Annotated in this window: 16 protein-coding genes; 10 read left to right on the top strand and 6 right to left on the bottom strand. The window is 71.3% G+C overall.

What is annotated here, in order from left to right; translation table 11 throughout:
• Positions 1-2: 2 nt before the first annotated feature.
• The 3 genes from AB0M83_RS15515 to AB0M83_RS15505 form a co-directional block, all read right to left on the bottom strand.
• Positions 3-815 (bottom strand): siderophore-interacting protein, encoded by an 813-nt coding sequence (locus AB0M83_RS15515; protein ID WP_364517361.1) that lies wholly within the window; start codon positions 813-815, stop codon positions 3-5.
• A 70-nt stretch (positions 816-885) separates the two neighbouring features.
• A complete protein-coding gene (locus tag AB0M83_RS15510) occupies positions 886-1,221 on the bottom strand; it encodes a hypothetical protein (protein WP_364517359.1) in 336 nt (111 codons plus the stop codon).
• The gene (locus AB0M83_RS15505) at positions 1,218-1,634 is read right to left on the bottom strand and encodes an SgcJ/EcaC family oxidoreductase (RefSeq protein WP_364517357.1); all 417 of its coding nucleotides are present in this window, start codon (positions 1,632-1,634) and stop codon (positions 1,218-1,220) included. The genes AB0M83_RS15510 and AB0M83_RS15505 overlap by 4 nt, the downstream gene beginning before the upstream one ends.
• A gap of 171 nt (positions 1,635-1,805) precedes the next feature.
• On the opposite strand from AB0M83_RS15505, the gene AB0M83_RS15500 reads away from it, so the two are divergent.
• Positions 1,806-2,420: a TetR/AcrR family transcriptional regulator gene (locus tag AB0M83_RS15500; RefSeq protein WP_364517452.1), complete on the top strand. Its 615-nt coding sequence runs from the start codon at positions 1,806-1,808 to the stop codon at positions 2,418-2,420.
• Here the strand turns inward: AB0M83_RS15500 and AB0M83_RS15495 are convergent.
• The 3 genes from AB0M83_RS15495 to AB0M83_RS15485 all read right to left on the bottom strand — a co-directional run bounded on the left by AB0M83_RS15495 (position 2,417) and on the right by AB0M83_RS15485 (position 5,168).
• Positions 2,417-3,337 carry an NADP-dependent oxidoreductase gene (locus AB0M83_RS15495; protein ID WP_364517355.1) on the bottom strand — a complete coding sequence of 307 codons (921 nt, stop codon included), beginning with the start codon at positions 3,335-3,337 and terminating at the stop codon, positions 2,417-2,419. The two genes, AB0M83_RS15500 and AB0M83_RS15495, sit on opposite strands and share 4 nt — an antisense overlap.
• 200 nt (positions 3,338-3,537) lie before the next feature.
• A complete protein-coding gene (hemW, locus tag AB0M83_RS15490) occupies positions 3,538-4,737 on the bottom strand; it encodes a radical SAM family heme chaperone HemW (RefSeq protein ID WP_364517353.1) in 1,200 nt (399 codons plus the stop codon).
• Between the two features lie 14 nt (positions 4,738-4,751).
• The gene (locus tag AB0M83_RS15485; protein ID WP_364517351.1) at positions 4,752-5,168 is read right to left on the bottom strand and encodes a VOC family protein; all 417 of its coding nucleotides are present in this window, start codon (positions 5,166-5,168) and stop codon (positions 4,752-4,754) included.
• Between the two features lie 76 nt (positions 5,169-5,244).
• Between AB0M83_RS15485 and AB0M83_RS15480 the strand changes: the two genes are divergently transcribed.
• The 9 genes from AB0M83_RS15480 to AB0M83_RS15440 all read left to right on the top strand — a co-directional run bounded on the left by AB0M83_RS15480 (position 5,245) and on the right by AB0M83_RS15440 (position 12,378).
• The gene (locus tag AB0M83_RS15480) at positions 5,245-5,820 is read left to right on the top strand and encodes a TetR family transcriptional regulator (RefSeq protein WP_364517349.1); all 576 of its coding nucleotides are present in this window, start codon (positions 5,245-5,247) and stop codon (positions 5,818-5,820) included.
• A 37-nt stretch (positions 5,821-5,857) separates the two neighbouring features.
• Positions 5,858-5,968 (top strand): putative leader peptide, encoded by a 111-nt coding sequence (locus tag AB0M83_RS15475; protein WP_364517347.1) that lies wholly within the window; start codon positions 5,858-5,860, stop codon positions 5,966-5,968.
• A gap of 107 nt (positions 5,969-6,075) precedes the next feature.
• Positions 6,076-7,764, top strand: coding sequence for a nitrite/sulfite reductase (locus AB0M83_RS15470; protein ID WP_364517345.1), 1,689 nt, complete (start codon positions 6,076-6,078; stop codon positions 7,762-7,764).
• The gene (locus AB0M83_RS15465) at positions 7,761-7,916 is read left to right on the top strand and encodes an Insertion element protein (protein WP_364517343.1); all 156 of its coding nucleotides are present in this window, start codon (positions 7,761-7,763) and stop codon (positions 7,914-7,916) included. The genes AB0M83_RS15470 and AB0M83_RS15465 overlap by 4 nt, the downstream gene beginning before the upstream one ends.
• Complete coding sequence (locus tag AB0M83_RS15460; RefSeq protein WP_364517341.1) at positions 7,913-8,608, top strand: phosphoadenylyl-sulfate reductase; 696 nt, start codon at positions 7,913-7,915, stop codon at positions 8,606-8,608. Before AB0M83_RS15465 ends, AB0M83_RS15460 begins: the two co-directional genes overlap by 4 nt.
• Positions 8,609-8,619: 11 nt before the next feature.
• Positions 8,620-9,540 (top strand): sulfate adenylyltransferase subunit CysD, encoded by a 921-nt coding sequence (gene cysD / locus AB0M83_RS15455; RefSeq protein WP_364517339.1) that lies wholly within the window; start codon positions 8,620-8,622, stop codon positions 9,538-9,540.
• Positions 9,540-10,802, top strand: coding sequence for a GTP-binding protein (locus AB0M83_RS15450; protein WP_364517337.1), 1,263 nt, complete (start codon positions 9,540-9,542; stop codon positions 10,800-10,802). Before cysD ends, AB0M83_RS15450 begins: the two co-directional genes overlap by 1 nt.
• Positions 10,799-11,536: a sirohydrochlorin chelatase gene (locus AB0M83_RS15445; RefSeq protein WP_364517335.1), complete on the top strand. Its 738-nt coding sequence runs from the start codon at positions 10,799-10,801 to the stop codon at positions 11,534-11,536. Before AB0M83_RS15450 ends, AB0M83_RS15445 begins: the two co-directional genes overlap by 4 nt.
• 68 nt (positions 11,537-11,604) lie before the next feature.
• Complete coding sequence (locus AB0M83_RS15440; RefSeq protein ID WP_364517334.1) at positions 11,605-12,378, top strand: hypothetical protein; 774 nt, start codon at positions 11,605-11,607, stop codon at positions 12,376-12,378.
• Positions 12,379-12,399: the final 21 nt, after the last annotated feature.

Below are 12,399 nucleotides of genomic sequence, written 5' to 3'. Positions count from 1 at the left end.
GATTACTTCTCGCGGGCCCGTTCGGCCGCCTTCTCTTCACGCCAGGCTTCGTCGTTCTTCCCGACGCGCCAGTACCCCGAAATCGACAGCAGGTCACGCCGCATGCCGCGCTCGTCGAGCAGGTACCGCCGCAGGTCGCGGACGAACCCCGCCTCGCCGTGCACGAACGCCTGGACGACGCCCTCGCGCCAGGGCAGCTCCCGCACCGCCGCGGCGACGTCGCCACCGGACGCACGGTGCAGCCACGTGATCTGCGCATCGGCCTTCGTCGTCAGCGGCTGCTGCTCGTCGGCGTTCTCGACCAGGATCACGACCTGCGCCGGGACGCCGGCCGGGAGCGCTTCGAGCGACGCCGCGATGGCCGGCAACGCGCTTTCGTCCCCGGCCAGCAGGTGCCAGTCCGCCTCGGAGCCCGGCGCGTACGCGCCCCCGGGGCCCGACAGCAGCAGCTCGTCCCCCGGCTGGGCGGCGGCCGCCCACGGGCCGGCGATGCCTTCGTCACCGTGGTGGACGAAGTCGAAGACGAGCTCGCCGGCCTGCGGGTCGAACGCCCGGACCGTGTAGGACCGCATGCGCGGCCAGTGCTCCCGCGGCAGTGTGGCCCGGCACTCCTGGACGTCGAACGGCTCCGGGTACTCGACGCCGGGGACCTTGAACAGCACCTTCACGTACGCGTCGGTGAACTCGTTGGGCGTGAAATCGGCGATGCCCTCGCCGCCCGCGACGATCCGGATCATGTGCGGGGTGAGGCGCTCGGTGCGCAGCACCCGCAGCCGCACCGCGGGACGCCCGGACCGACGGGGTGCTTCAGCCATTCGACAACTCCAACAGGGTTCCGGCACTAAGGCTTACCTAACTCAGCCTACGCGCCGGACCGGCCGCCGCCTACTCAGGTGTGGCCAGTTCTTCGAGCATCCGGGCGAAAGCGGCAGCCGTCCGCGCGCGGAACCCGAGGAAGAACCGGTTGGCCAGCGGGACTCCCCAGCGTCCCCAGGTCGCCGCGTTGACCACCCGGTGCTCGACGCGCGCGCCGCCCGGATCGGCTGTCACGCGGTACTCCCCGCGGTACCACCAGCCGCCCTGCACCGCGACGAACCCGCGTTCGGCGTCGACCTCCGTCCGCATCGGGTGGCCGCTCCCGGTCACCCGGCGCCGCACCGCCTCGAACACCGCGGCCGGCGGCCGCGCGACGACCCCCGACACCTCCGCAAGCGCTTTCACCCGCGCGGATCCGAGACGCGCGTGTTCTGGAACGCCGTGATCAGCCACTCGCCGTCCTCTTCGACGAGCACGAAGCTGACGGTCGACTCGCGGCCCTCGTCGGTGGTGTCCGCCCCGGTGAGCGACGAACCACCGCCCACGACGACCACGGCGACGTCCGGGCGGACGAACCGCACCTTCGCCGACGCGCCGAGCCGCCCGGTCAGCTTCGACCCGTTCAGCGGCCCCTCGAAAAGGGCGCGGTGCGAGCTCTCGATCGCCTCGCGGCCCGGGAAGTTGAGCCCGAAGAACGTCACGTAGTCCGCGTCCTCGGTGAAGAGCCGTCCGTACGCGGCGGCGTCGGCGGAGTTCCACGCCTCGGCGAGGCGGTCGAGCACGGCGCGGACGCCGGCTTCGGCGGTGGTGGTGGTCATGGGATCCCTTTCACGAACGTCGTTCGTTTTACGAACACCGTTCTACTCACGAACGTTGTTCGCGTCAAGTACAGTGTTCGCGTGACCGTTCCCCCACCGCCGTGGCGCAGCGCCCCGCGCCGGCGCGCCGCGAAACCCGCGCTCTCCCAGGAACTCGTCGTGAAGACGGCACTGGAGGTCTTGGCCGAAGAAGGGCTCGAAGCGATCACCATGCGGCGGGTCGCGCAGGAACTGGAGACGGGGCCCGCGTCGCTCTACGCGCACGTGGCCAACAAGGACGAACTGGCGGAGTTGATGCTCGACGCCGTGCTCGCCGAAGCGCCGATCCCGGACCCGGACCCGGCGCGCTGGGACGAGCAGGTGAAGGAGCTCGTCCGCGGCCAGATCCGGGTGATGGTCGCCCACCCCGGGATCGCGCGGGTGGCGTGGGACGTCGCCGTGCCGGTCACGCCGAGCTCGCTGCGGCTGGGCGAGGCGATGCTCGCCCTGCTGCGCGCGGGTGGCCTGACCCTCAAGCAGGCGACGTTCGCGGGCGACGCGCTGGCGCTCTACGCCAAGGCGTACGCCTACGAGGCGAGCGGCTGGACCTGGGGCGACATCGACGCAGCCGAGACGGCGAAACGCGGCGAGCAGATGGTGGCGTACATGCGGTCACTGCCGCCCGAGGCGTTCCCAAACATGCTGCGGATCGGCGAGTTCTTCTCCGCCGAAACCGCCACCGAGCGCCTGGAGTTCGCCCTCGACGTCTACCTCGCCGGCCTGAAGGTCGTGGCGGCGAAGAACTAGGGCCGCAGGACGATCTTGCCGCGCGTGTGCCGCTGCTCCAGCTCGCGATAGGCCTCGCGCACCTCGTCGAGCGGGTAGACGCGCGCGATCGGCACGTCCAGGAGTCCCTTGCCCACCAGCAGGCTCAGCTCGCGCAGCACCTCGGCCGATGCCCCGGCCATGTTGCCTTCGGCCTTCACGTTGTACTTCGCGGCTGCTTCGAAGTCGATGATCGTGTCGATCCGCCCGGGGTGGATGCCCAGGTGCAGCGCCAGTTCCACGTAGCCGGAGCCGAAGGTGTCGACGAACGCGTGCACGCCGCCGGGCGCGGCTTCCTTGATCCGCTCGAGCACACCGTCGCCGTAGGACACCGGGATGACGTCCAGCTCGCGCAGCCAGTCGTGGTTCGCTTCCCCGGCCAGGCCGATCACGGTGGCGCCGGCCAGCTTCGCGAGCTGGACGGCCAGCGACCCGACGCCGCCGGCGGCCCCCGAAACGACGACCGTGTCGCCCTCGCGCGGGCACACCGCGGCGGTCGCGGCGTAGGCGGTGGTGCCGGCGACGAACAGAGCGCCCGCAGCCTCCCACGAAACGCCGTCCGGCCGCGGGGTGAGGTCCGACGCCTCCGCCACGACGTAGTCCGCGTGACTGGAGCGCGTGTGCACGAAGCCGATCACCTCGTCGCCGACCGCGATCTCCTCGACGCCCTCGCCGAGCTCCGCGACGACGCCGGCGAAGTCACTGCCCTGGCCGGACGGGAAGGTCGCCGGCCAGCGTTCGTGCAGGAAGCCGCGGCGGATGGCGGCCTCGCCCGGGTTGATCCCGGCCGCGCGGACCTCGACGAGCACCTGCCCCCGTCCCGGTGCCGGCCGCTCGACGTCCTCGACCCGGAGGACGTCCACGTCGCCGTACTCGTCGAACCTGATCGCGCGCGCCATGGGCCCTCCTCGAAGTCGTTGCTCGATACAAGCAACGACCGGGTCCCCGGTTTTAATCCCGTCAGCCCGCGAGCCGCCGACCGGAGCAGGGTCGCCTCCGGTGCAGTGAATGACTCATTCCTGGCGCCGGACGCCAGGAATGAGTCATTCACTGCGTTCGAACCGGGCCGGCGACGCCCGGCGGTCCTCGAAGCCCGGCGTCAGCCCGCGAGCCGCCGGACCACGCCGTCGGCCAGCAGCCGTCCGCGGTCGGTGAGCACCGCGCGGCCCCGGGAGTCCAAAGCGGACGGATCGAGCAGGCCCTCGGCCGCCGCCGCCCGGGCCTCCGCGAGCCCCGGTTCGTCCAGCACGTCCAGCGGAAGTCCTTCCGCGACGCGCAGTTCGAGCATGATCCGCTCGAGGTGCTGGTCGTCGTCGGTGAGCACCTCGCGCCCGCCCGCGGGCGAGTCCCCGGCGGCCAGCAGCGCCGCGTAGCGCGCCGGGTGCTTCACGTTCCACCAGCGCACGCCGCCGACGTGGCTGTGCGCGCCCGGCCCGGCGCCCCACCAGTCGTCGCCGCGCCAGTAGCCGAGGTTGTGGCGGCAGCGGGCGGCGTCGGACGCCGCCCAGTTCGACACCTCGTACCAGTGCAGGCCCGCCGCCGACAGCGTCGCGTCGATCATTTCGTAGTCCGCGGCCAGCACGTCGTCGTCCGGCGCGGGCAGCTCGCCACGGCGCACCCGGCGGGCCAGCGCCGTGCCCTCCTCGACGATCAGCGCGTACGCCGACACGTGGTCGACGCCCGCGGCCAGCACGGCGTCGAGCGTCGCGAGCAGGTCGTCCGGGCGCTCGCCGGGCGTGCCGTAGATCACGTCGAGGTTCACGTGCTCGAACCCGGCCGCGCGGGCTTCGGCGGCGGCCTGGCCCGGCCGGCCCGGGGTGTGCACGCGATCGAGGATCTTCAGCACGTGCCGCGCGGCCGACTGCATGCCGAGCGAGACCCGCGTGTAGCCGGCTTCGCGGATCCCCGCGAAGAACTCCGGCGACGTCGACTCCGGGTTCGACTCCGTCGTGACCTCGGCGCCCGGGGCGAGCCCGAAGACATCGCGGACGGCGTCGAGCACCGAACGGAGGCCGTCGGCGCCGAGCAGCGACGGCGTGCCGCCGCCGACGAACACCGTGTCGGCGGCGGGCGGCACGACCAGCACCTTCGCGGCGAGCTCCAGCTCGCGCCGCAGCCCTTCGAGCCAGGACTGGGGTGACGAGTCCGAGTCGAGCTCGCCCGCGGTGTAGGTGTTGAAGTCGCAGTAGCCGCAGCGCGTCGCGCAGAACGGGACGTGCACGTAAACCCCGAACGGCCGGCTGCCGACGCCCTTCAGCGCGCTTTCGGGCAGCGTGAGGTCGGTCGAGGAATCGGGCATTCCCCGATTGTCCCCTACGAAGCCGGGGTGTTCGCCGCCGCCCACTCCGGGTCGACGGGGATCATCTCGATGACGTCCAGCAGCACGCCGTTCGGCTCGGCGACGTAGAAGTGCCGCTGCCCGTAGGCCTCGTCGACGACCGGCGTAACCAGTTCCACACCCGCGCCGACGAGCCGCTTCGCCTCCGCGGCCGCGTCCTCGACGACGAGCCCGAACATCAGCCCCGCCGTTTCCGCGGCCCGGTAGCCCGCGGGCACCGACTCGTGGCCGCGCTGGACGAAGCTGATCTCGTAGCCGGGCGCGCCCGCGTTGACGCTGGCGAACCAGTCCAGCTCGACCGTGACCGGCAGCCCGATCACGTCCCGGTAGAAGCGGGTGGTCGCGGCGACGTCGTCGACCAGGTAGCCCGCCCCGAACCCCTTGACCTGCATCCCCAGTTCCTCTCCGTCAAACCACTATGTCCGTAGTACTCTATCCACAGTGGTTTGAATCGGGCAAGGAGGATTCGTGCGGCAGAACACCGAACGGCGGACGGCTCTGACGGACGCGGCCATCGAGGTCCTCGCCCGGGACGGCGCGCGCGGGCTCACCTACCGCGCGGTGGACACCGAGGCCGGCGTGCCACCGGGTACGACGTCGAACTACTTCCGCGACCGCGACCAGCTGCTGGCCGAGGCCGGGGAACGCGTGCACGTCCGGCTGTCGGCACCGGCGGAGGTGCTGGCCGATCCGCGCGCCGAGGAGCCGTCGACCGGACGGGTCGCCGCCCTGCTCGGCGACCTGATGACCCGGCTGACCACGCGTCGCAGCGCCTACCTCGCCCTGCTCGAACTGCGCCTGGAAGCGAACCGGCGGCCCGGGCTGGCGGCGGCGCTGACCGCGACCGTGCGGGAGAGCTTCGAGCTCAGCGCGGGCTTCCACGAAGCCGCCGGCCTGCCCGGCGGACGCGACGAGGTCCTGCTGCTCTATCTGGCCCTGACCGGCCTGACCGTCGAGCGGTTGACATTGCCCGAAGCGTTCGCCGGGTACTCGGACGCGCAGGTCGTGGGCCTGCTGGTCGACCGCATTCTCCCAGGCGAGTGACCCTTCTCCCACGATCCGGGCACCCCTGGACCACATTGTGGACGCGTGGCACGCTGACGCCGTGACTCATGCCGGTGTTCTCCTCGTGGCCCGCCGCCACGTCGACCTCCTGCGGGTCGCCAGCGCCCTCTGCGTACCTGCTCGCTGACTGCCGTCGCCACCACCTGCCACGAATTCTGGACAGCCGGCGCCGGAGGACACACCCGCGAGCCGGTGGTCCTCCGCTGCCACGAAAGCCTCTCGGAGGACGCCGCCATGGCCACGCCCCAGACCCCCGCCCGCCCCGCGCGCGTCAAGCAGAAGCGCGGGGAAGGGCAGTGGGCGCTCGGATACCGGGAGCCGCTGAACCCGAACGAGCGGTCGAAGAAGGACGACCACCCGTTGAACGTGCGGGCGCGGATCGAGAACATCTACGCCCACCGCGGGTTCGACGCGATCGACCCGGGCGACCTGCGCGGCCGCTTCCGCTGGTTCGGCCTCTACACCCAGCGCAAGCCGGGGATCGACGGCGGCCGCACCGCGACGCTGGAGCCCGAAGAGCTCGACGACCGCTACTTCATGCTGCGGGTCCGGCTCGACGGCGGCGTGCTGAGCACCGGGCAGCTCACTGTGCTCGGTGAGATTTCGCAGGCGTACGCGCGCGACACCGCCGACATCACCGACCGGCAGAACATCCAGTACCACTGGATCCGGATCGAGGACGTGCCGAAGATCTGGGCGACGCTCGAGAACGCCGGCATGACGACGATGGAGGCCTGCGGCGACAGCCCGCGCGTCATCCTCGGCTCGCCGGTCGCGGGCATCGCGGCGGACGAGATCATCGACGGCACCCCGGCGATCGACGAGATCAAGCGCCGCTACATCGGCAAGCCGGAGTTCGCGAACCTGCCGCGCAAGTTCAAGACGGCCGTCTCCGGCCAGCCCGACGTGGCGCACGAGATCCACGACGTCGCCTTCGTCGGCGTGAACCACCCGGAGCACGGCCCCGGCTTCGACGTCTGGGTCGGCGGCGGCCTGTCCACCAACCCGATGCTCGGGCAGCGGCTCGGTGCCTGGGTACCCCTGGACGAGGTGCCGGACGTCTGGGAAGGCGTCATCTCGATCTTCCGCGACTACGGCTACCGGCGGCTGCGCTCGCGGGCCCGGATCAAGTTCCTGGTCAAGGACTGGGGCGCGGAGAAGTTCCGCCAGGTGCTGCAGGACGAATACCTCAAGCGTGAGCTGATCGACGGGCCGCCGCCGATCGACCCGGCCGTCCCGATCGACCACGTCGGCGTGCACCCGCAGGTCGACGGCAAGTTCTACGTCGGGGCGGCGCCGATCGCCGGCCGCGTCTCCGGCGGCACGCTGGTCGCCGTGGCCAAGGCCGCCGAGCGGGCCGGCTCGGGCCGGGTCCGGCTCACCCCGCAGCAGAAGCTCGTCGTGCTGGACGTCCCGGAGGAGCAGGTCGCGCCGCTCCAGGCCGAGCTGGCCGAGCTGGGCCTGGAGACGAAGCCGTCGCCGTGGCGGCGCAACGTGATGGCCTGCACCGGGCTGGAGTTCTGCAAGCTCGCCATCGTCGAGACGAAGGCCCGTGCGCAGCAGCTCGTCGCGGACCTGGAGAAGTCCCTCGCGGACATCCAGGACGGCCTCGACACGCCGGTGACCGTGCACCTCAACGGCTGTCCCAACTCCTGCGCGCGGATCCAGACCGCGGACATCGGCCTCAAGGGCCAGATCGTCACCGACGCCGACGGCAACCAGGTCGAAGGCTTCCAGGTGCACCTCGGCGGCGGGCTCGGCCTCGACGCCGGGTTCGGCCGGAAGCTGCGCGGCCACAAGGTGACCGCGTCGGAGCTGACGGGATACGTCGAGCGCGTCGTGCGCAACTACGTCGGCGGGCGTGAACCCGGCGAGCGGTTCGCGCAGTGGGCCGGGCGCGCCGAGGAAAGCGCCCTCCAGTGACCTCCACCGAACGCGCGGTGCCGTACTACTGCCCTTATTGCGGCGACGAGGACCTGCGGCCGGAAGAGAACGGCAGCTGGCTGTGTTCGGCTTGTCGCCGGGTTTTCTCGGTCAAGTTCCTCGGACTGTCCCTTCCGGAGGTGTCCCGATGACCGCCACTGCCGACTACAAGACCCTCGCCGAGCGCGCGTCGAAAGAGCTCGCCGACGCCAGCGCGGAAGAAGCATTGCGCTGGACCGCCGAAACGTTCGGCGACGACTTCATCGTCGCGTCCAACATGCAGGACGCCGTGCTGATCGACCTCGCCACGAAGGTGAAGTCCGATGTGGACGTTCTCTTCCTGGAGACCGGTTACCACTTCCCGGAAACGATCGGTACGCGCGACGCGGTCGAGGCCGTCTACCCCGGCGTGAAGATCGTGAACGCCCAGTCCGAGCAGAGCGTCGCCGAGCAGGACGCGGAGTACGGCGAGAAGCTGCACGACCGCGACCCGACGCTGTGCTGCAACCTGCGCAAGGTCGTGCCGCTGCGCAAGACCCTCTCCCACTACTCGGCGTGGGTCACCGGCGTCCGCCGCGTGGACGCGCCGACGCGGGCGAACACCCCGATCGTCACCTGGGACGACCGCAACGGCCTGGTGAAGGTCAACCCGATCGCGCCGTGGACCGACGACGAGTTCAAGGCCTACATCGCCGAGCACGGGATCCTGGAGAACCCGCTGGTCTCGATCGGTTACCTCTCGATCGGCTGCGCGCCCTGCACAGCTCGCGTAGAGCCCGGCCAGGACCCGCGCAGCGGCCGGTGGGCGGGTCAGTCGAAGACCGAGTGCGGACTGCACGGCTGAGGAAGGGACGCATGACGACCTTGGAGCCCGCGACCGACGCCGCCCAGGACAACCTGGCCGCGCTCGAGTCCGAAGCCATCCACATCTTCCGCGAAGTGGCGGGCGAGTTCGACCGGCCGGTGATCCTCTTCTCCGGCGGCAAGGACTCGACCCTGCTGCTGCACCTGGCGATCAAGGCGTTCTGGCCCGCGCCGGTGCCGTTCCCGCTGCTGCACGTCGACACCGGGCACAACTTCGACGAGGTCATCGAGTTCCGCGACCGCGTCGTCGAGCGCCACGGCCTGCGCCTGGTCGTGGCGAAGGTCCAGGACTGGATCGACGACGGGCGCCTCGAAGAGCGCGCCGACGGGATGCGCAACCCGCTGCAGACCACGCCGTTGCTCGACACCATCGCGGAGAACAAGTTCGACGCCGTGTTCGGCGGCGGGCGCCGCGACGAGGAGCGCGCCCGGGCGAAGGAGCGGATCTTCAGCCTCCGCAACTCCTTCGGCCAGTGGGAGCCGCGGCGCCAGCGCCCCGAGCTGTGGAACCTCTACAACGGCCGGCACCGCCCGGGCGAGCAGGTCCGCGTCTTCCCGCTGTCCAACTGGACCGAGGCCGACGTCTGGAACTACATCGCCCGCGAGAAGGTCGAGCTGCCGTCGATCTACTACGCGCACCAGCGCGAGGTGTACCTGCGCGACGGGATGTGGCTCGCCGAAGGCCCGTGGGGCGGCCCGCGCCCCGGTGAAGAGGTCCGCGAGCTGACCGTCCGCTACCGGACCGTCGGCGACGGCTCGTGCACCGGGGCGATCGAGTCCACCGCGACCACCGTCGAAGACGTCATCGCCGAGGTGTCGGCGTCACGGCTCACCGAACGCGGCGCCACCCGCGCCGACGACCGGATGTCCGAGGCGGCCATGGAAGACCGCAAGCGTGAGGGGTACTTCTGATGAGTTCGCTGCTTCGCCTGGCCACCGCCGGGAGCGTGGACGACGGGAAGTCCACCCTCGTCGGGCGCCTGCTCTACGACACGAAGTCGGTGCTCGCCGACCAGCTCGACGCCGTCACGCGCGCGTCCGTCGACAAGGGACTGTCCACACCGGACTTGTCGCTCCTCGTCGACGGCCTGCGCTCGGAACGCGAGCAGGGCATCACCATCGACGTCGCGTACCGGTACTTCGCGACGCCGAAGCGGTCGTTCGTGCTGGCGGACACCCCGGGGCACGTGCAGTACACGCGCAACACGGTGACCGGCGCGTCCACCGCGCAGCTGGCCGTGCTGCTGGTCGACGCGCGCAAGGGCGTCATCGAGCAGACCCGGCGGCACGCGGCCGTGCTGGCCCTGCTCGGCGTGCCGCAGCTGGTGCTCGCGGTGAACAAGATCGACCTGGTCGGCTACGACGAGGCGACGTTCACGGTGATCGCCGAAGAGTTCGCCGCGCACGCGGAATCCCTCGGCTACGCACGGGGTTCGGTGCTCGCGATCCCGGTTTCGGCGCTGGAGGGCGACAACGTCGCGACGCGCTCTTCGCGCACGCCGTGGTACAGCGGCCCCAGCCTGCTGGAACACCTCGAGGACGTGCCGGTCGCGCCCGACCCGCACGACCAGGCGCTGCGGTTCCCGGTGCAGTACGTGATCCGGCCGCGCACGCCGGAGTACCCGGACTACCGCGGTTACGCCGGCCAGATCGCCGCGGGCACGGTCCGCGCGGGTGACGAGATCGTCGTGCTGCCCCAAGGTATCCGCAGCCGCGTCGAGCGCATCGACACCGCCGACGGGCCCCTCGAAGAAGCCGGCTCCGGGACTTCGGTGACACTGCTGCTCGCCGACGACATCGACATCTCCCGCGGTGACCTCATCGCCGCCGCGGACGCGCCGCCGCGGATCACCGACGAGATCACCGGCACGCTGTGCTGGCTGTCGTCGAAGCCGCTCAAGCCGGGCGCGCGCGTGCTCGTCAAGCACGGCGCCCGCACGGTGCAGGCGCTCGTCGGCGAGCTCCACGCGCGGTTCGACGAGCAGAAGCTGTCCAGTGTGGCCTCGCCGCCCTCGTTGGAGCTCAACGACATCGGGCTGGTCACCTTGACCCTGGCCGAAGAGCTGGGCGTCGACGACTACGGCGTCAGCCCGCGCACCGGCGCGTTCCTGGTCATCGACCCGAAGGACGGCGACACCCTCGCCGCGGGCCTGGTGGGTGAGCGCTTCTCGTGACGCCGCCCCTGGTCGCCGTCGCGCACGGCAGTCGTGACCCCCGCTCGGCCGCGACCGTGCGGGCGCTCGTCGACGTCGTGCGCGCCCAGGCGCCGGGACTCTCGGTGCACGAGTCCTTTCTGGACCTCTCTTCGCCGAACGTGACCGATGTACTGCGATCGTTGTACGAGGCCGGCCACCGGACGGCGGTCGTGGTGCCGTTGCTGCTCGGGAGCGCGTTCCACGCCCGGGTCGACCTGCCGGCGCTGGTCGGCTCGGTGACGGATTCGTGCTCGGGCTTCCGCGTGGAGGTGTCGGACGTCCTGGGCGCGGACCCGGGTCTGGAGGCGGTGGCGCTCGACCGGCTGGCGGCCGCGCCTCGCCGGGGCGGAACGGGCGTGCTTCTGAGCGCGGTCGGCTCGTCCAACGCTTCGGCGAACGCTGTCGTCGCCTCTCTCGCCGCCCGCTGGGAAGAGCGGCTGGGTGTCCCGGTGAGTGAAGCGTTCGCGTCCGCGACCCAGCCGGACATCCCCGCGGCCGCGGCCCGGTTGCGCTCGCGGGGCGCGCGGCACCTGGTCGTGGCGTCGTGGTTCCTCGCGCCGGGGTTGCTGCCGGACCGCATCGAGCGGCTGGCGCGTGAGGCCGATCCCCGCGCCTTCGTCGCGGCGCCACTGGCCGACGATCCCCGCGTCGCCGACGTCGTCATCAGCCGGTACGCCACCGCGGTGAGCGGGCTGCTCCGCCAGTACGCCTAGCCCGGCGGTCCGTGCCATGCTGAACCCATGGCGTGGGGGCGTTTCGTCTTCGGTGCGGCGGTTTCGTCGTGTGTGCGAGCGCGGCAACGGTATGCGGGCCGTCGTACACGCCGGCCGAGTACGAGGCCGCCGCGCAGTCCGCGGCCGCGCGGGCGAACCGCGAGATCGACGACCGGTGGGCCGCGACCCCGCTCGCACAGCTGGGCCACGAGCTCCCGGGCGGCCAGTGGACCGAAGCCCGCGTCCGCGAAGTGTGCGAAGCCGACCACCCGACCTCGTTCGGTTCCCCGGATCCCGGGACGATCACGTGCGAGACGAACTACTCCCGCCAGGCCGGGTTCGACGGTGACCTGCCGGACCTCCTCCGCGCCGTCGACGTCGCGGCGCGCAAGCTCGGCTGGTCCGACGACGACGGCCGCCTCCGGACCGCGCTCGACTACTACGAGACCAGTCGCCGCGAGGGCACCCCGATCGACGCCGAGTTCGTGCCCGCCCTCACCTACTCCGTTCCGCCGCCCGCCGCCGGAACCACCGGCTGCGGCTCGCCCGGCCACCTGCGCGAGACTTCGGTGGAGCGCTCGAGCGCCCCCTGGGCGAAGGAGTTCACCGAACGCGCGGTCCACAACCCGGCGTTCGAGCGGTCGAGCGGGCCCCCGGCCGCGACAACAGCGCCCGGACTGCTGCGCGCCCACCGGTTCGTTCTGACGTTCGGCCTCCTGCGCCAGTGCAGCGTCCCGTGGGCTGAGACACTCTCCGTAGCGCGGGCGATCACACCACCGCTAAAAGATGAGTTTCATTCACATTCTGGTGACGCTGCGCGCATGGGAACGGTAAATCCTTGACGTGCTAGTTAACTTGCCGGT

The organism is Amycolatopsis sp. NPDC051106, assembly GCF_040682775.1.
Taxonomy (GTDB): domain Bacteria; phylum Actinomycetota; class Actinomycetes; order Mycobacteriales; family Pseudonocardiaceae; genus Amycolatopsis.
The sequence above is the reverse complement of the archived record's forward strand: the minus strand, read 5'-3'. Positions and strand labels throughout refer to the sequence as shown.